The organism is Saccharothrix sabaoui (assembly GCF_051756985.1).
Taxonomy (GTDB): Bacteria; Actinomycetota; Actinomycetes; order Mycobacteriales; family Pseudonocardiaceae; genus Actinosynnema.
In genome coordinates, this window is record NZ_JBPKJK010000057.1 from 22,648 (window position 1) to 40,063 (window position 17,416).

At 74.9% G+C, this 17,416-nt stretch carries 15 protein-coding genes; 9 read left to right on the forward strand and 6 right to left on the reverse strand.

Annotated features, from left to right (window positions below; all coding sequences use genetic code 11):
- Positions 1-41: 41 nt before the first annotated feature.
- The 5 genes from ACR807_RS19370 to ACR807_RS19390 all read right to left on the reverse strand — a co-directional run bounded on the left by ACR807_RS19370 (position 42) and on the right by ACR807_RS19390 (position 6,585).
- Positions 42-311 carry a phosphopantetheine-binding protein gene (locus ACR807_RS19370; RefSeq protein WP_438922746.1) on the reverse strand — a complete coding sequence of 90 codons (270 nt, stop codon included), beginning with the start codon at positions 309-311 and terminating at the stop codon, positions 42-44.
- 626 nt (positions 312-937) lie between these two features.
- On the reverse strand, positions 938-2,398 hold the full coding sequence (locus ACR807_RS19375) for an alpha-amylase family protein (RefSeq protein WP_438922747.1): 1,461 nt from the start codon (positions 2,396-2,398) through the stop codon (positions 938-940).
- Complete coding sequence (locus ACR807_RS19380) at positions 2,395-5,013, reverse strand: MGH1-like glycoside hydrolase domain-containing protein (RefSeq protein ID WP_438922748.1); 2,619 nt, start codon at positions 5,011-5,013, stop codon at positions 2,395-2,397. Before ACR807_RS19380 ends, ACR807_RS19375 begins: the two co-directional genes overlap by 4 nt.
- Entirely contained in the window at positions 5,010-5,447 is a 438-nt protein-coding gene (locus ACR807_RS19385; RefSeq protein WP_438922749.1) for a DUF7144 family membrane protein, read from the reverse strand. The genes ACR807_RS19380 and ACR807_RS19385 overlap by 4 nt, the downstream gene beginning before the upstream one ends.
- A gap of 52 nt (positions 5,448-5,499) precedes the next feature.
- Positions 5,500-6,585 (reverse strand): AI-2E family transporter, encoded by a 1,086-nt coding sequence (locus ACR807_RS19390; protein WP_438922750.1) that lies wholly within the window; start codon positions 6,583-6,585, stop codon positions 5,500-5,502.
- Positions 6,586-6,726: 141 nt separating this feature from the next.
- On the opposite strand from ACR807_RS19390, the gene ACR807_RS19395 reads away from it, so the two are divergent.
- The 3 genes from ACR807_RS19395 to ACR807_RS19405 are packed head-to-tail and all read left to right on the forward strand — an operon-like array spanning position 6,727 to position 9,421.
- The gene (locus ACR807_RS19395; RefSeq protein WP_438922751.1) at positions 6,727-8,574 is read left to right on the forward strand and encodes a glycoside hydrolase family 15 protein; all 1,848 of its coding nucleotides are present in this window, start codon (positions 6,727-6,729) and stop codon (positions 8,572-8,574) included.
- On the forward strand, positions 8,571-8,981 hold the full coding sequence (locus ACR807_RS19400; RefSeq protein ID WP_438922752.1) for a DUF1269 domain-containing protein: 411 nt from the start codon (positions 8,571-8,573) through the stop codon (positions 8,979-8,981). The genes ACR807_RS19395 and ACR807_RS19400 overlap by 4 nt, the downstream gene beginning before the upstream one ends.
- Positions 8,978-9,421: an ion channel gene (locus ACR807_RS19405; RefSeq protein WP_438922753.1), complete on the forward strand. Its 444-nt coding sequence runs from the start codon at positions 8,978-8,980 to the stop codon at positions 9,419-9,421. Before ACR807_RS19400 ends, ACR807_RS19405 begins: the two co-directional genes overlap by 4 nt.
- On the opposite strand, the gene ACR807_RS19410 is transcribed toward ACR807_RS19405, so the two are convergent.
- Positions 9,358-10,677 carry an MFS transporter gene (locus ACR807_RS19410; RefSeq protein WP_438922775.1) on the reverse strand — a complete coding sequence of 440 codons (1,320 nt, stop codon included), beginning with the start codon at positions 10,675-10,677 and terminating at the stop codon, positions 9,358-9,360. The two genes, ACR807_RS19405 and ACR807_RS19410, sit on opposite strands and share 64 nt — an antisense overlap.
- 437 nt (positions 10,678-11,114) lie before the next feature.
- Between ACR807_RS19410 and ACR807_RS19415 the strand changes: the two genes are divergently transcribed.
- The 6 genes from ACR807_RS19415 to ACR807_RS19440 all read left to right on the forward strand — a co-directional run bounded on the left by ACR807_RS19415 (position 11,115) and on the right by ACR807_RS19440 (position 17,375).
- Complete coding sequence (locus tag ACR807_RS19415) at positions 11,115-12,098, forward strand: hypothetical protein (RefSeq protein ID WP_438922754.1); 984 nt, start codon at positions 11,115-11,117, stop codon at positions 12,096-12,098.
- Positions 12,095-12,949, forward strand: coding sequence for a metallopeptidase (locus ACR807_RS19420; protein ID WP_438922755.1), 855 nt, complete (start codon positions 12,095-12,097; stop codon positions 12,947-12,949). Before ACR807_RS19415 ends, ACR807_RS19420 begins: the two co-directional genes overlap by 4 nt.
- A gap of 58 nt (positions 12,950-13,007) precedes the next feature.
- The gene (locus ACR807_RS19425) at positions 13,008-13,499 is read left to right on the forward strand and encodes a DUF1269 domain-containing protein (RefSeq protein ID WP_438922756.1); all 492 of its coding nucleotides are present in this window, start codon (positions 13,008-13,010) and stop codon (positions 13,497-13,499) included.
- 45 nt (positions 13,500-13,544) lie between these two features.
- Positions 13,545-13,766: a hypothetical protein gene (locus ACR807_RS19430; RefSeq protein WP_438922757.1), complete on the forward strand. Its 222-nt coding sequence runs from the start codon at positions 13,545-13,547 to the stop codon at positions 13,764-13,766.
- Positions 13,757-14,446: a MalT transcriptional regulator family protein gene (locus ACR807_RS19435; protein ID WP_438922758.1), complete on the forward strand. Its 690-nt coding sequence runs from the start codon at positions 13,757-13,759 to the stop codon at positions 14,444-14,446. Before ACR807_RS19430 ends, ACR807_RS19435 begins: the two co-directional genes overlap by 10 nt.
- 310 nt (positions 14,447-14,756) lie before the next feature.
- On the forward strand, positions 14,757-17,375 hold the full coding sequence (locus tag ACR807_RS19440; protein WP_438922759.1) for a winged helix-turn-helix domain-containing protein: 2,619 nt from the start codon (positions 14,757-14,759) through the stop codon (positions 17,373-17,375).
- The last annotated feature ends 41 nt before the right edge of the window (positions 17,376-17,416 follow it).

The window sequence follows — 17,416 nt, forward strand, 5'->3', positions numbered from 1 at the left end:
TCCCGCGGGACCCCGTGCGGCCGTCCTGGTTCGCCGGGCCGTTAACCGCGGCCATCGGGAACGGCCCGTGCGAGGGTGGCGGCGTCCGGGGCGTCCAGGACTTCCAGGTAGTCGACCTCCTGGCCGGTCAACCGGAAAATCCGGTCGGCGAGCAGCACGGCCTTGAGCGAGTCCCCGCCGTTGGCGATGAACCCCGTGTCCACCTCGGCGTCGGGACCGAGGACTTCCTTCCAGGCCGCGGTGATTTCCGCTGCCGATCCCTGCGTCGGGAGCCCGTTCGCGGCGTCCTCGAACAACTCTTCTGTCGACATGGAAAAGCCCCCCATTGGTGGTTTCACTCCAGGCGGCCCTACTGTCCGCAGTCGCCCCACGATCTGCGGAACTGCCTACCATGGAATGCGTGCGACGAGCGTCGACGAGCACCGACGACCGTCGTGGTGGCGCGGGAAAACTCGCGAGACCCGCTCGCGTCAGGGATTTATGGTCATTTCGGACATCTCGCCGCTTCGTGAATCGGTCAAGCGGGGATGTGTTTCACGTTCTGCGAGGCACGGCATTGCGGACAGGTGGTGAAAAATGTCGGCAACTCGACAGCCGAGCTGGATGCGAGAAATCGATGAGGCCCCTACTTCCGGTCGACGTGCCGCCGGTCCCCCGTCTCGGGCAGTAGTGGGAACGTTACCGGCGATATCGAGAGTCGGTAAATAACCGGACGTGGGGTTCACTCGGATGGCCGTAATTTGATCTTGCACGGGTCGGGAATCCCGATGCGGGAATGTTCGTGGGCCGACCGTCACACCGGCGGGTGGTTCTCGGGGGCTCGGGAGTTCGTGGCGTTGCGGGCTCGTCGGGGGACGCGGGTTCCCGGCGCGGCCACCGGAGCGAGGCACGTCGCTGCCGTGAGGCGTTCACGGCGGCGACGACACCTCGCGCGGGATCAGCCGGTGACGGCCAGCAGGTGGTACTGCCAGGGTGGCAGCGCGACGTACAGGCCCCGGGTCGACACCTCCTCCCCGTCGCGGTGGAAGGTGTCGTCGCGCAGCGGGTCCCGGAAGCCGGTGGGGCCGGTCGGGAGGTCCGCCCACGGCAGGGCGACACGGCCCTGGGACGGCACGGGGGAGAGGTTGACCACGACCAGGTGCCGCGCGTCCGACCCGGTCCAGGACCAGGCCAGCAGGTTCTCGCACGTCCGGTTGTCGGGCCAGCCGGCCACGTCCAGCAGCCGCCACGTCCCGGTCCGCACCTCGGGTGCGACGGCCAGCAGGCGGTGGTGCCACGTGGCCAGGGTCGTGTCCGGGGGCTCGTCGGGGGCGCGGTCGAGGAACACCGGTGAACGGGTCCGCCTGCCCTCGAACTGGCCCTCGTGCCACAGGGTCGCGCCGGGCAGGGTGGCCAGGGCCACGGCCGCCGCGGGGACGGCCTCGCGGGGCAGGCGCGACGCCACCCTCGGCTCGTCGTGGTTCTCCAGGAAGCGCAGCAGGCGGGCCTGGTACGCGAGGTCGGCGCGCAGGTGGTCCCGCACGCCCGCCGCGTCGAGGTCCATGACGCGGTCGTAGAGGCGCTTGTCGTAGCAGAGGTCGAAGCCCTGCTGGTGCAGCGCCCACTCCATGTCCCAGTACGCCTCGGCGATCATCAGCGTGTCCGGGTGCCGGGTGCGGAACCCGGCGAGCACCTCCGGCCAGAAGTCGAGCGCCGGGGGTGGTCCGGTGCGGCCCGCCCACGTGCGGGTGAAGACGTCGTTGGTGGGCAGCATCGCCATGTCGCAGCGGATCGCGTCGCACTGCTCGGCGATGTCGGACAGCGTCCGCGCCGTGGCGTCGCGCAGCGCGGGGGAGAAGGCGTCCAGTTGCACCACGTCCGGCCACGGCGGGAAGTACGGGTCCCGGCCCCTGGCCACGACCTGACCGCCCAGCGCCAGCCACGCGTCCGGCGAGTCGGCGAGGTCGTGGTCGTCGCCGCGCACGAACAGCTCCGGCCGGCCGGTGGTCCACGGGTGGTCCGGTGCGACGTGGTTGGGGACGTAATCCAGCACGAGCAGCACGCCCCGGCGGGCCAGTCGGCGGCGGGCCTGCGCGAGCCCGGACCGCCCGCCGAACCGCTCGTCCACCTCGTAGCGGCGCACGCAGTACGGCGAACCGATCACGTCGTCGACCCGCAGGTCCGGCAGCGCCTCCCGGAACGAGCGGCGGGTGTCGGCGTCCACCAGCGCCAACCCGGCGGCGCTGCGCTCCCACACGCCCATCAGCCACACCGCGTCGACGCCCGGCCGCGCCACGGCGTCCCACGCCCCGTCGGGCACGTCACCCAGGGTCACCGGCCGCCCCAGCTCACGGGTGAGGTCGGTGAGCCACACGGCGGTGTTGACCTCGTGCACCACGAGCTGCGTCGGCGGCGTCATCGGGCCACCGTCCCGCGGAACAGCAGCGGCAGCAACGCGACGGTGCCGGTCCACCCGGTCTGGTGACTCGCGCCCAGGCCGGCGCCGGTGTCGCCGTCGAAGTACTCGTGGAACTGCACCAGGTCCCGCCAGTGCGGGTCCTCGCGCAGCCGGTGGCCGCCGTGGACGGGCCTGCCGCCGTCGCCGGGCAGGAACAGCCGCACGAGCCGGTCGGAGATCTCCTCGGCCACCTCGTGCAGGGTCAGCCACCGGTCGGACCCGGTCGGGCACTCGACGCGGAAGGTGTCGCCGAAGTGCCGGTGCAGGTTCAGCAGCCCGCGCACCAGCATCACGTTGACCGGGAACCACACCGGTCCCCGCCAGTTGGAGTTGCCGCCGAACATGCCGCTGTCGGACTCGGCGGGCAGGTAGGACACCCGGTGCTCCCGACCGTCGACGGTGAACGCGTAGGGGTGGTCGCGGTGCCACTTCGACAGCGAGCGGATGCCGTGCGGGCTGAGGAACTCGTCCTCGTCCAGCACCCGGGTCAGGATTCGCCGCAGGCGCTCCTCGTCGAACAGGGCGAACAGGACGGGGCCGGTGCCGTGCACCTGCTCGCCGTGCCGCCACATCGCCGCGGCCACCGCCGGGTGCCGGTCCAGGAACTCCTCCGCGTCCCGCACGAGACCGGGGAAGCGCTCGCGCACGGAGCCGTCCACGACGGTCGCCGCGGCCAGCGGCACCAGGCCGACGGCGGAGCGCACCTTCATCGGGGTGGAGGAGCCGTCGGGGCGGCGCAGCACGTCGTAGAAGAAACCGTCCTCCTCGTCCCACAGCCCGACGCCGTCCGACCCGACGTGCCGGCTGGCCGCCGCGATCCACGCGAAGTTCTCCAGCAGCACCTGCGCCTGCTCGGCGTAGGACGGGTCGTCGACCGCCAGCTCCAGCGCGATCCGGATGAGGCTCTGGCAGGCCAGGGCCATCCACGCGGTGCCGTCGGCCTGGTCGATGTGGCCGCCGGTGGGCAGTGGTGCGTTGCGGTCGAACACGCCGATGTTGTCCAGTCCCAGGAAACCGCCCTGGAAGACGTTGCGCCCGTCGGCGTCCTTGCGGTTGAGCCACCAGTGGAAGTCGCGCAGCAGCTTGGGGAACGCCCGTGCGAGGAACGCCCGGTCGCCCTCGCCGCGCACCGCCTTCTCGTGCTCGTGGACGAACAGCACCGCCCAGGCGTGCAGGGGCGGGTTCGCGTCGCCGAAGTTCCACTCGTAGGCCGGGACCTGCCCGTTGGGGTGCTGCAACCGCCGCTCCAGCAGCAGGTTCAGCTGGCGCTTGGCCAGCGCCGGGTCCACCACGGCCAGCGCCACCGCGTGGAAGGCCAGGTCCCACGCGGCGAACCACGGGTACTCCCAGCCGTCCGGCATGGAGATGACGTCCTCGGCGACCACGTGCCGCCAGTTGTGGTGGGGTGAGGCCGGTGGTCCCAACGGGTCGGCGCCGCGCTCGGTGAGCCAGCGCTCCACGTCGAAGGCGTAGTACTGCTGGGACCACAGCATCCCGGCCAGCGCCTGCCGCGCCACCGCGCGCTCGTCGGCGGAGAGGTCGCCCGCCAGCACGTCGGCGTAGAACTCGTCGGCCTCGGCGCGGCGGGCGGCGAACACGGCGTCGAAGTCGGCGAACGGGTCGGCGGCGGTGCGGTCGGCGAGCCGGACGCGCACGTCGGCGCTGCCGCCCGCCGGGATGTCGAACACGCACACCGCCGCCGCCTTGGTGCCGACGTCGTGCGGGTCGACCGCGGACATGTCACCCCGCACGACTGCGCGGTGGATGCCGTCCTTGACGAACGGCGTGTCGTTGGGCGAGCCGAACACCTTCTCGTCGTCGGTTTCGTTCCCGGTGACCAGGAAGGACGCCGGCGGGTCCACCGACAGCCGCCGCACGCCCAGGCCCGCGCCCTCCGCGCGCACCGAGCCGCCGGCCGCGGCGAGCTCCGGTTCCTCCTGCCCGCCCGCCCACGACCAGGTGTGCCGGAACCACAGGGTGGGCAGCACGTGCAGGCGCGCCGGGTCGGGTCCCCGGTTGTGCGCGGTGACCTTCATCAGCACGTCCTCCGGACCGGCCTTGGCGTACTCCACGACGACGTCGAAGTACCGGCCGTCGTCGAAGATCCCGGTGTCGAGCAGCTCGTACTCGGGGTCCTCGCGGCCGCGCGAGGCGTTGACCGACACCAGGTCGCCGTAGGGGAACTCCCGTTGCGGGTACTTGTAGAGCATCTTGAGGTAGGACCCGGTGGGGGTGGCGTCCAGGTGGAAGTAGCACTCCTTGACGTCCTCGCCGTGGTTGCCCTCGGCGTTGGTCAGGCCGAACAGCCGCTCCTTGAGGATCGGGTCCTCGCCGTTCCACAGCGCGAGCGCCAGGCACAGCCGCTGCCGGTCGTCGCTGATGCCCGCCAACCCGTCCTCGCCCCACCGGTAGGCGCGGCTGGTGGCCTGGTCGTGGGTGAACGACGACCAGACGTCGTCACCGAACCGCGCCTCGCGCACGGTGCCCCACTGCCGGTCCGCCAGGTACGGGCCCCAGCGGCGCCAGGGGACCCCCGCGTCGGCCTCGTCGAGCCGGCGCCGCTCCGCGCCGGTCACCGCCGACCACCCACTTCGTCGCCGTGCACGACGACCGCCCACACCACGACCACGCACAGCGCGATCACGATGGTCGACCACACCGGCTGCACGGACACGAAACCCAGTTGCAGCAGGGAGTTGACGGACGCGAACACCACGGTGACGACCCGCGCCCAGGCCGCGCCGGTCAGCAGCGCGGTCCCGGCCAGGGCGATCAGCACACCGACGACCAGGTGCACCCAGCCCCAGCCGGTGAGGTCGAGCAGCAGGACCTCGCCCGACCCCACCACGTAGTACTCGTCGTCGAACAGGGCGACCACGCCCTCGATCACGGTGAACAGCCCGATGACGACCATCATGATGGCCGCGAACCCGATCCAGCCGACCCACGCGCTGGTCCTGGGCCTCTCGTCCACCCACGTGTGGGCGGTGCGGTTCGTCTCCTGCGCCATCTCGGTTCCTCTCGTCGTTGCGGTCACGCTTCCACCGACCACTCTGGGGACCTCACGGTGCCGTTTCTTCACCCGGCGCGGACGAACGGGCGCGGACGAGCGCGGCGACCCAGGCGGCGCGCGGGTCCACGTCCACCAGCACGGCGCCGACGAGCAGCGTCGCCGGCACGGCCAGCAGCATCCCGAGCGGACCCAGCACCCAGCCCCAGAACACCAGGGCCACGAACGCGGCGGTGGTGGACAGCCCGACCGCGCCGCCCGCGAACCGGGGCTGCACCAGCGACTGCCCGACGAAGTTCACCAGCGCGTAGACGGCGCAGACCAGCAGCGCCCGCCGGGGGCCGTGCTCCAGCAGCGCGAGCACCGCCGGTGGGGCTAGGCCGAGCAGGAACCCGATGTTGGGGATGTAGTTGGTGACGAAGGACAGCAGGCCCCACAGCACCGCCAGCGGCACGCCCAGCGCCCACAGCGCCGCGGTGTCGACCACCGCGATCACGAGGCCGAACACCGTCGTGACGACGAGGTAGCGGCGGGTGCGGTGGGCGGAGGAGCGCAGCGAGGCGCCCAGTCCCGGCCGGTCGGCGGACAGCTCGGCGAGCCGGGCGTCCATCCCGTCCACGCTGAGGAACAGCAGCAGCGCCAGCAGGAACACCAGGTTGGTGGCGAGCCCCGCGAGGTCCCCCAGCAGTGCGGCCAACGAGGACAGGACCCGCGTCGTGTCCACCGACTCGACGAGCGAGCGCAGCTGCCCGGGCTCGCCCGCCGCCCGGTCCAGCAGGTCCGAACCCCGCGCGAGCAGCTCCCGGCCCCGGTCGACGTAGCCGGGCAGCAGCGCGCCCAGCTTCGCGCCGGACGCCACGACGGTCACCGCGAACAGGACCACCACGCCGTACACGGTGGCCACCACCGCGGTCGTCTCCGCCCACCGCGGCACCCCGCGCCGGCGCAGCGCACGCCGCAGCGGGCTCACCGCGATCACCACCACCAGCGCCAGCAGCGCGGGGGTGACCAGCCACGCGGCGGCGCGCAGACCGGCCACCACGACCACCGCCGACGCGCACCCGAGCAGCACCACGAGCCCTCGGGGCAGCGGTCCCGTCCCCGCCCGTTCCCCTGTTGTCGCACCACTTCCGGCCATATCTCCTCCGTTTCGCGCGGTCGGCCGACACCGTGACAGCCGGCGGCCCGGCGGTTCTTCACCCCCGGCGGACGAAGGGCCGCGCGACCTCACCCGGCACGTGCGGTGCCGGGGCGGCGCGCGGCGACCAGCGTCGTGCCCATGTCGATCCCAGAGCAGCACGACCACCCGCCGATCGCGGCGCACGGACTGATCGGTGATCTCCAGACGGCGGCGCTGGTCGCCGCGGACGGCACCGTGGACTGGTGGTGCGTCCCCCGCTTCGACTCGTCGAGCGTGTTCGCGTCCCTGCTCGACCGCGAGCGGGGCGGCCACTGCCGCATCGGCCCGGTCGGCGACCGGCGGCTCGGCCGGCAGCTGTACTTCCCCGACACCGCGGTGCTGATCACCCGCTTCACCACCGGCACCGGGGTGGGGGAGGTGGTCGACTTCATGCCGCCCGCCGGCACCGCGGCCACCACCAGGCGGCGGCTGGTGCGCGTGGCCCGCTGCGTGCGCGGCGAGGTCGACTTCGAGGTGGAGGTCGCGCCCCGGTTCGACTACGGCACCGCTGCGCACCGGACGACCCTCACCGACGACGGCGCCGTCTTCGAGACCCGCGACACCTCCCTGGTCGTGCACGTCGTGCGGGAGCCGGGGGAGCCCCGGGCCGACGTGCGGCTCGTCGAGCAGGACCTGCGCGGGGTGCTCCGGTTGTCCGAGGGGCAGGTGCGCGGGATCGTGCTGGAGACCAACCTCGGCGGGCCGCCCCGGGCGGTGCGGGTCGCGGAGGTGGAGCGGGAGTTGGCGGATGCGGTCCGGTTCTGGCAGACCTGGCTGTCCCGCTCGACCTACCGCGGCCGGTGGCGCGAGGCCGTGGACCGGTCGGCGATCACGCTGAAGCTGCTGACCTACGCGCCGACCGGCGCGATCGTCGCCGCGCCCACGGCCGCGCTGCCCGAGCGCATCGGCGGCGGGCGCAACTGGGACTACCGCTACACGTGGGTCCGCGACGCCTCCTTCGCGGTGTCGGCGCTGCTGGACCTCGGTTTCACCGACGAGGCGCGGGCGTTCGCGCGGTGGCTGGCCGACCGGTACGAGGAGGGCGACGGCCCGTTGAAGGTGCTCTACCGGGTGGACGGCTCGCCGCACGTGCCCGAACGGGTCCTCGACCACTGGACGGGCTACCGCGGTTCGGGTCCGGTGCGCGTCGGCAACGCCGCGGGCGGCCAGCTCCAGCTCGACATCCACGGCGAGCTGTTCGACGCCCTGCACCGCGCGCACGGGCACGGTCTGCGCGTGGGCCGGCGCGGCTGGCTGGCGCTGTCCGGCGTCCTGGACTGGCTGGAGCGCAACTGGGACCAGCCCGACGAGGGCATCTGGGAGACCCGCGGCGGGCGCCACGACTTCACCTACGGGCGCGTGATGAGCTGGGTGGCCTTCGACCGGGGGCTGCGCATCGCGGACGCGCAGGGCCTGCCCGCGCCCGCGGAGCGGTGGCGCGCGGCGCGGGACGCGATCCACGAGCAGGTGTGGAGCAGGGGCTGGGACCCGGGCCGGCGGGCGTTCGTGCAGCGCTACGACTCCGACGTGCTCGACGCCTCCGTGCTGCGCCTGGGCAGGGTCGGGTTCGTCTCGCCGCGCGACCCGGCGTGGCTGGACACCCTCGACGCGGTGGAGCGCGACCTGGTGGTGGACGACCAGGTCCTGCGCTACGACCCGGTCGCCTCGCCCGACGGGCTGGACGGGGACGAGGGCACGTTCTCCCTGTGCACCTTCGACCACGTGGCCGAACTGGCCCGGGCGGGGCGCGTGGGCAAGGCCCGGCTGGTGTTCGAGAAGGCGTTGACGCACGCCAACGAGGTGGGCCTGTACGCGGAGGAGCTCGGTCCGGACGGGGCGCAGCTGGGCAACTTCCCCCAGGCGTTCACGCACCTGGCGCTGGTGCAGGCCGCCGTGACCCTGGACCGGGCGCTGGCCGCGGGGGGCGGGTCGACGTGGCACTGGTGACACTGTGGTGGTTCGCCTCGCCGGACGGGGCGGAGGACGCGTTGCACCTGCTGCACGACCGCCGGGTGCCGTTGTGGGACGCGGCGGTCGTGTCGTGGCCCGAGGACCTCGCCCGACCGGAGGTGCGGCGACCCGGGCGGGTCGTCGGTGACGCGGTGCTCGGCGGCGCGTTCTGGGGGCTCGTCGTCGGGTTGCCGCTGTCGGCGCCCGTCCTGGGCGCCGTGGTGGGCGCGGCGGTCGGGCTGCTCGTCGCGTGCCTGACCCGCCCGGGACTGGACGACGACACGGTGCTGGGGTGCCGGCGGCACGTCACCCGGGGCTGCTCGGTGCTGGCGGTGCTCAGCGACGGCGAGGACGCGCCGGCCGCGCCGGCCGCGCCGGCCGGGGCGGGGGCCCGGTACCCGTGACCGGGCTGGTGGTGGCGGCGGGCGTCGCGGTCGTCGCGCTGGTGATCGCCTGGCAGGTGCGCGGGATCGGCCGGTCCGACCACCCGGTGCGGCGGGGCGTCCAGGCGCTGGTGCTGGTGGCCGGGCTGTTCGTGCTGGTGTTCGCCGGCTGCTACCACCTGCTCTCCGCCGCCGACCGGGCGGCGTTCACCGAACCGCTCGACCGCGTCGACGCGGTCTACTTCGCGGTCACGGTGTTCGCCACGGTGGGGTTCGGCGACATCGCGCCCGTGACCACCACCGCGAGGGTGGTGGTCACGGCGCAGATGTGCGGGGACGTGCTGCTCGTCGGCGGCGTGGCCCGGCTGGTGGTGCACGCGGTGCGGACCCGCCGCCGTCAGGTCGAGGGCGACGGCGCGGGCGGACGGGGTGGGCCGGACGGGCGGGCCGGTCCGGGCTGACGCGGTGGGCCGGGCCGGCGGGGCAGCAGGACCGCGACGCCGAGCCCGAGCACCGCGAACCCGCCGAGCACGGCCAGGGCCGCGGCGAACGGCCCGCCACCGGCGGCGGTCGACGCGACGGCCGACCCGGCCAGCGCCGTGCCCAGCGAGGAGCCGAGGTTCGACACGGATCGCGACACCCCCGACACCGCGCCCTGGACCGGCGCCGGCCACGCCGACTGCACCAGCGTCACCGACGCGGTGAGCATCGTGCCGACGCCGGCGCCGAGCAGCAGCAGGCCGGGCAGGAACGCGGGGAACCCGGAGCCGTGGCGCACCGGCCACACCAGCAGCGCCACGCCCACCACCGTCACCGCGAACCCGGCGCGGACGATCCACCGCTGGGGGTGCCTGCGCGCCAGCCGTCCCGCGACGGCCGCGGCGGCGAGCACCCCGGCGGTGGCGGGCGCGAGCACCAGACCGCTGCCCACCGCGTCCAGGCCGCGCACCTGCTGGGCGTAGACCGACAGGACGATGAACGCGCCCTGCAGCACCAGCCACTGCACCAGTTGCGTGGCCAGCCCGAGGACCGTGCCGCGGTCTCGGAACAGCGCGGGCGGGCACAGCGGGTCCTCGCGGCGGCCGATGTGCCACCCGAACCACACCAGCACCAGGACGCCGAGCCCCACCACCGCCCAGGCCGAGCGCAACACGCCCAGCACCACCAGGGACATCGCCGCCGCGGACAGCACCGCGCCCGGCACGTCGAACCGGCCCGACCGGGGCGGTGGGCCGGGGTCGGGCAGCCGGCGTGCGGCCACCAGGATCGCCACCACCACCGCGACCTGGAGCAGGAACGCCGCCCGCCAGCCGAACGCGCTGGTGAGCAACCCGCCCAGCAGCGGCCCGGCGGCCGCGCCGACCCCTCCCGCCGCGCTGACGACGGCGAAGGACCGCGCCCGGTCGGCCACCTCGGTGAAGGCCACCGTCACCATGATGTAGATGGGCGGGATCATCAGCGCCGACCCCACGCCCTCCAGCACGGAGTAGCCCACCAGCAGCAGCAGCGGTCCGGGCGCGAGGGCGGCCAGCAGCGCGCCCGCCCCGTACACCGCCAACCCCGCGACGAAGCACCTCTTGCGCCCCCACACGTCGGTCAGCTTGCTGCCGGGCACCATCAGCGCCGCCATCGTGAGCGTGAACAACGTGATCATCGCTTGGACATCGGCCGCAGAAGTGTGAAAATCCTCCGCGATGGCGCTGATGGACACCGTCATGGTGGTCGCGGCGAAGCTCGCGATGAACTGCGCGAGCGCCAACGGCGCCACCATTCCCCTTTTCCGTCGCACGTTCATCCCCTCCGGGTGATGCGGTGGCACACGTCCGTCCACCACTGGTCCGTCACCGGCCGCGGTGAGCGCCCGGCCGGTACCGACGGTCGCACCGGGGCGGTTCCCGCCGGCTCACCCGCCGCGGGTGGGGCCGCGCCGGCGATCACCCGCGGCGGGTGTCGCCGCGGCGCGCACCCCACCGTGACGCTGGTGTCGCGGGACGGGGATCGTCGGGGGGCTTCGGTCCCGGTCCCCGTCCCGTGCCGGTGGCGCCGGCCGGTCGACGCGCGGTAGCGGGCGGAGCGGTCGGGGCGCGGCCCGCGGCATCGCGCGGCGGTCCGGCGCCACCGGGCCCGTATCCCTTGCGGAGCGAGGAGAAACCCGTGCGCACACCCGTCCTGCTCGGCCCACGCAGCGTGATCGACGTGGTCCGGCCGCTGCACCCGATAGCCTCGGTCCACATCGGTGGTCCGAACGGGACGAGCTGGTCCGACCGCTCGGCGACGCTGGTCGACGCGCTGCTGGCCGACGGCGCGGACGAGGCGACCGCCCTGGACTTCCTGGTGGCCGCCTCCGACGAGCCGGAGACGCCCGCGGTGGTGTTCGCCGACGGCGGCCACGTGCCGGCGTCGTACGCCACCCCCGGTCTGCGCGGCCCGGACTCGGTCCGGTTCGGCGCGCCCGCCCACGTGCTGCCCCTCCTGGCGTGGGCGCAGGAACGGCCGCCCTGCGTCGTGGTCGACGCGCGGCGCGCCGGTGTCGAGGTCACCACCAGGCCCGGCGGGCTGGGCACCGGCGCGCGGGAGTCCGTGTGGTGCCGGCCCGGGGCCGTGCTCGACGCGTGCCGGGCGACCCTCGCCGGCTTCCCCGCCCGGTTGGTCGTCGTCCGCGGCGAGGAGCGGCTGGCCGAGTCGCTGCGGGCGGAGCTCGCCCCGGCCGCCACCGTGCGCCGGGTCCGGGAGACGAGCCCCGCCCGGCTCGCGGAGGTGGCGCGGTCCACGGCGCGGCTGTGGGCGGCGCAGAGCCTGGCCGACTTCGACGAGCGGTCCGCGATCCCCGGGCACACCGCGGCCGGGGTCGAGGCGACCCTCGACGCCCTGGCGCGCGGCCGGGTGCGGGAACTGCTGGTGGCGGGCACGACCGCGGACCCGGCCACCGCCTGGTTCGGCACCGCGGCGCGGCACGTGCTGGACGGGAGGCGCTCCGCGCCGTGGGCCCGGCGATCGGGACCGGCGGTCGACGTGGCCGTGCGCGCCGCCCTCCTGGGCGACGTGCCGGTGCGGGTGCTGCGGCCCGGCGCGCCCGGCACGCCCGCCGGCGGCATCGCCGCCCTGTGCGGCTACCCGCTCGCGCTGGTGCGGTCGTGAACGACGAGCTGGTGCCGCTGGGCACCGGGTTCGACGTGTCCTGGCGCGGGTACCGCCGTGACCAGGTGCACCGGTACGTGGACGAGGCGGAGGCGGACGTCCGGCTGCTGACCGCAGACCGGGACGCCGCGCTGCGCTGCGCGGACCTGCTCACCGCCCGGCTGGAGGCCCAGCGCCACGAGAACCGCCTGCTGCGCGCGCGGCTGGACCGGGTCTGCCGGTCGCCGCTGGACCTCGACGGCGCGGAGGAACGCGCGTGGCACCTCGTGCGGCTGGCGCAGGACGAGGCGGCCGAGATCGCCGCGCGCGCCCGTGCGGTGGCCGAACGGGCCTGGCTGGTCGAGCGCCGCGCCGAGGCGTCCCGCCGCCGGCGGCACGAGGCGCTGATCGAGCAGCTGGAGGCACACCGCCGGCACGCCGAGACCGAGCACCGCACGCTGCTGGACCGGGCGCGCGCCGAGGTCGCCGCGCTGACCCGGGAGGCCGAACGCCGGCGACGGGAACTCGACGACCGCGCGGCCCGCGCCCGCCACCGGGTCGCGGAGGACTTCGAGCTGGCCATGTCGGTCCGGCGGGCCGAAGCGCTGCGGGCGCTGGCGCGGCACGAGGCCGCGGCCCGCGCCGAGACCGAGCACGTCGTGCGCGAGGCGCGGCAGCGGGTCGCCGTCCTGACCGGGCACCGAGACCGGATCACCACCCGGCTGCGCGCCGTCGCCGAGGTGCTCACCCGGACCGGCTCGGCACTGGCGCTCGCCCCGGCGCTCTCCCCGTCCGCGCCCGACGCGCGCACGCCCGATGTGTCCGTGCCCGACGTGCCCGCGCCCGGCGCGCCAATCGCCTCCACCGGGTGAGGCGCCGGACCACCCGCCACCGCTGAACTGGCGGCACCCCAAGAGAACGGAAGGCGACATGGCTACTTTGACCATCTGGAAGTTCCACTCCGCGGACGGGGCCGACCGGGCCTCGCGGACCCTGGAGTCACTGGCCAAGGGCCGGCTGATCACCGTGCACGACGCGGCGGTCGTGTCGTGGCCGGAGAACCGGAAGAAGCCCAAGCTGCGCCAGCTGCACAACCTCGTCGGGCGGGGCGCGCTGTCGGGCGCGTTCTGGGGCATGCTCGTCGGCCTGCTGTTCCTGGCACCCCTGGCCGGGGCGGCGATCGGCGCCGCCGCGGGCGCGGCGGGCGGCGGGCTGGCCGACATCGGCATCGACGACGACCTCGTCCACGAGATCCGCGAGCGGGTCACCCCGGGCACGTCGGCGCTGTTCGTGCTCACCACCGACGCCGTGCTGGACAAGGTGAAGGACGCGTTCGCCGACTCCGACCAGCCCGAGCTGCTGTTCACCAACCTCTCGCCCGAGCAGGAACAGGCGCTGCGCGAGGTCTTCACCGACGACTGACGCCCGTCCCGGCGCGACCGCGCCGGCTTCCCCAGGAGGTGTCGCGTGGCACGTGGGCACAAAGGCCGCCGCCTCGCCCTGTTGTGCGTCCTCGTGGCGCTGGTGCCGCTGGTCGTCCAGCGGCGCGAAGGCCGGCTGCCGTGCGGCGCGGGGAGCGTCGTGGCGGTGGCGGTGGTGCTGTTCGCCGCCGTGCCGCGCACCGCGGTGCGCCTGGCCGCCGCGTTGGCGGACCAGCCCACCCCGGCGACGGGCCGGTCATGTCCCTGACCGGTGTGCTCGCGCGGGAACGGCTGTTCGCCGACCTGGACCGGGTGGTGGACCACGGTGACGGTCCCGCCCCGGTGGCGCTCGTGCACGCACCGACCGGGGCGGGCAAGACCACCCTGGTGTCGAGCTGGGCCGCGCGGTGCACCGACCGCGCGGCCCGCGGCGACCGGACCGCCCCGCTGGTCGTCGTGGTCCCGCTCGCGGAGCGGCACGGCGAGCCCGCGGCGCTGAGCGAGGCCGTCCACGACGTGCTGGTCGCCGTCGACGGGTCGCCGTTGACGCGGTTGGTGCCGCGCCCCCGGCGGAGCGCCGCACCGGTGTCCCCGCTGTGCCTGGCCCTGGACAACACCGACGTGCTGGCCGGCCGACCGGCGGCGCGGCTGCTGCCGACGCTGGCGCGCCACCCGTCGCTGCGGCTGGTCCTCGTCGGGCGCACGCCGCCGCCGCTGCGCCCGTGGCTGCGCGCCCGCGGCAGGTCGCGCGAGATCGGGGCGGCCGACCTCGCGTTCACCGCGGACGAGGCGGCGCAGTTGCTGCGGGCGCACCACGTGGCGCCGTCCCCCGAGGACCTGGCCCTGCTGCTGCACCGGACCCGCGGGTCGGCCGCCGACCTGCGCCTGGCCGTCACGTCGCTGACCGCCCGGGGCACACCGGTCGACCGGCCCGCCATGATCGTGTGAATCGGGTCACAGCGGTTCGCGGTGGAAATCCCCGTTCCCCGCCGCCGCGCGGTGCTCCCCGCCGGCGGGGGACCCGTTCGGACGCCGCCGTGCGGGCGATCGCGCGCGACACGTGGGCCCGTTCGCCATTCCGGACGGCCACCTGTGCCAGAACCACTCACGTCACCCACCGGGGGTGAGGAGCACCCGTGACCGCACCGCCGATGATCGTCCGCACCGCCGCCGCCCGATCCACCGGCGCTCCGCTCCCGGGCGGCCCCACGACCGGGCACACCGGAGCGACCGCCGGTAGACGAGGAAGGCAAACAGAATGTCGGAGCGGCAAGACCCAGCGGACGCCGGCCGCGAGCGGGACACCGGGCACCCGGTGGCACCGCCGAAGCTGCGCGTCCCCCTCGCCGAGGCGCCGATGGTGCACCGGCACCGGCTCGCCGCCCTGCTCGACCAGCACACCGCCACGACGACCGCCGCGCCGCCGGTCACCGTGGTGACCGGCCCGGCCGGCGCGGGCAAGACCACCGCGCTGGCCATGTGGGCGCGACGGCACGGGACCGCGCGCGTGGCGTGGGTGACCCTCGACGCGCACGACAACACCTCCCCCTACCTGTGGTCGGCGGTGCGGGAGGCGCTGGTGGACGCGATCGGCCCGGGGGAGCTGCCCGACCTGCCGCCGCCGGCCGAACCGGACTTCCCCGCCCTGCTCATCGCCGCGCTGGAGCACCTGCCCTCACCGGTGCACCTGGTCGTGGACGACGTGCAGCTGCTGGAGGACCGGACCGCGTTGCGGGGCCTGGAACTGCTCGTGCGGCACACACCCGGACCGCTGCGGTTGGTGCTGGCGGGACGCTACGCACCGCCGCTGCGGCTGTCCCGGTTGCGCCTGGAGGGCAGGCTGCGGGTGGTCGGGGAGCGGGACCTCGCGTTCACCCGGGAGGAGGCCGGCGAGCTGTTCGCCCACCACGGCCTGAGACTCGACGCCCGCGACCTCGACCACGCCCTGCGCCGCACCGAGGGCTGGACGGCGGGACTCCGGCTGGCGGCGATGACGGGGGACCCGGCGGCCTTCAGCGGCGCGCTGCCCGCCGTCGCCGACTACCTCACCGAGGAGGTGCTGACCCCCCACGGCGAGCGGGCGCGGCGGCTGCTCGTGGCGACCAGCGTGTGCGAGCAGGTGTCGGCGGACCTCGCCGCGGCCGTGGCCGAGGAACCGGACGCCAACCGGCTGCTCCAGGACCTGCGCCGCACCCACGCACTCGTCTCCGCCGCCGACTCCGGCGAGGGCTGGTTCCGCTTCCACCCGCTGCTGCGCGACCACCTCTCCGCCGAGCTGGACCGCACCCGGCCGCGCGACCGCCCCCGCCTGCACCTGGCGGCGGCGACGTGGCACCGCGACCACGGCCGTCCGCTGGTCGCGGTGGAGCACGCCGTGCACGGGGAGCGACCCGACCTGACCGCGGACCTCGTCGGCCGGCACGGGCTGGCGGAAGTGCTGTGCGGCAACGGTCCCCGACTGCACGAACTGCTCACCGCGGCGGCGGAGCCGCTCTCCGAGCGCCCCCTGGTGGCGCTGGTGGGCGCGGTGGCCGCGCTCGACGCGGGCGACCTCGCCGCCGCGGACTGGCTGCTCGGGCACGTCGGCGACGGCGCGCTGACGTCGGACCGCAACCGGGCGCTGCACGCCGCCGCACGGCTGCACCGGGCACGTTTCCACGGCGACCTGGCCGGACCGCTGCACACCCTGTCCTCGACCCAGGCGGGCCGCACCGGCGACGCCGCGGTGGACGTGCTGGCCCGCCGCGAACGCGGCATCGCGCACCTGTGGTCGGGCCGGCTCGACGAGGCCGAACAGGACCTGCGGCACACCCTGGACGCCGCCGAGCGCGGCGGGTTCGACCACGCCGCCCTGGAGTGCCTGGCGACCCTGGCGACCCTGGCGGCGGCCCGGGGCGACGCGGTGGCGATGGCGCACCACGCCGACCTGGCGTTCGACGTCGCCGCCGCGCACGGCTGGCAGGACCGCCCGGCGTGCGCGGTCGTCTACGCGGTGCTCGCCGCCCACGCCCACAGGTGCCTCGACGACGCCACCGCCCGCGACATGGCCGCCCGGGCCGTGAGCGCCCTGCCGGACACGGCGGACCGCACGGTGGAGCTGGCCGTGGCCGCGGTGCACGCGATCACCGCGTTCGACCGGGCGGACGACCCGCACGCGGTCGTCTCCGCGCTGTGGAAGCAGTGGCGCGGTTTCGCCGACGACCACGTCGCCCCGCACGTGCTCGCCGAGGTCGCGCCCACCGCGCAGCGGATGGCGCTGAGCGTGGGGGAGGAGCAGTGGGCGGTGGACCTGACCGGGTACGTCGAGTCGCTGCTCGGCCCCTCCGCCGAGCACACCCTGCTCCAGGCCGTGCTCCTGGCCCACCGCGGGCGCACGACCCAGGTCCGCAAACTGCTGGAACCGCTGCTGCGCGGGCACTGCGACGCGGTCACGCCCGGCACCCTCGTCGACGCCTGGGTCCTGGAGTCGACCGTCCTGGCCCGCGAGGGCAACACCCAGCACGCCCACGACGCCCTGCGCAAGGCCCTGGCCGCGGCCGAGCCCCTGCACGCGCTGCGCCCGTTCTACAACGCGGGCAAACCGGTCCGCGACCTCCTGGCCCGCGGCGCCGGCCGCTTCGGCAGGCTGGACCGCTTCGCCACCGCGGTGATGACCACCGTCCCGACCGCGTCCACCGGCCAACCCGAGGGCCTGACCACCCGCGAACGGGCGCTGCTGGTGGAACTGCCGTCGATGCGCACGGCCGAGGAGATCGCCGATTCGATGTTCGTGTCCATCAACACCGTCAAGACCCACCTGCGCGGCATATACCGCAAGCTGGGGGTGAGCCAGCGCCGCGACGCCGTGGTCGTGGCCCGCCAACGAGGTCTCATCTGAACGTCCGCGACGCGCGCGACCCGCCACCGTCCGCCGGGGCG

Bases quoted from the DNA above. Each gene is read 5' to 3' on its own strand.
- ACR807_RS19370 (WP_438922746.1), bottom strand. From the start codon at position 311: ATGTCGACAGAAGAGTTGTTCGAGGACGCCGCGAACGGGCTCCCGACG.
- ACR807_RS19375 (WP_438922747.1), bottom strand. From the start codon at position 2,398: ATGACGCCGCCGACGCAGCTCGTGGTGCACGAGGTCAACACCGCCGTG.
- ACR807_RS19385 (WP_438922749.1), bottom strand. From the start codon at position 5,447: ATGGCGCAGGAGACGAACCGCACCGCCCACACGTGGGTGGACGAGAGG.
- ACR807_RS19390 (WP_438922750.1), bottom strand. From the start codon at position 6,585: ATGGCCGGAAGTGGTGCGACAACAGGGGAACGGGCGGGGACGGGACCG.
- ACR807_RS19395 (WP_438922751.1), top strand. From the start codon at position 6,727: ATGTCGATCCCAGAGCAGCACGACCACCCGCCGATCGCGGCGCACGGA.
- ACR807_RS19410 (WP_438922775.1), bottom strand. From the start codon at position 10,677: ATGACGGTGTCCATCAGCGCCATCGCGGAGGATTTTCACACTTCTGCG.
- ACR807_RS19425 (WP_438922756.1), top strand. From the start codon at position 13,008: ATGGCTACTTTGACCATCTGGAAGTTCCACTCCGCGGACGGGGCCGAC.
- ACR807_RS19435 (WP_438922758.1), top strand. From the start codon at position 13,757: ATGTCCCTGACCGGTGTGCTCGCGCGGGAACGGCTGTTCGCCGACCTG.
- ACR807_RS19440 (WP_438922759.1), top strand. From the start codon at position 14,757: ATGTCGGAGCGGCAAGACCCAGCGGACGCCGGCCGCGAGCGGGACACC.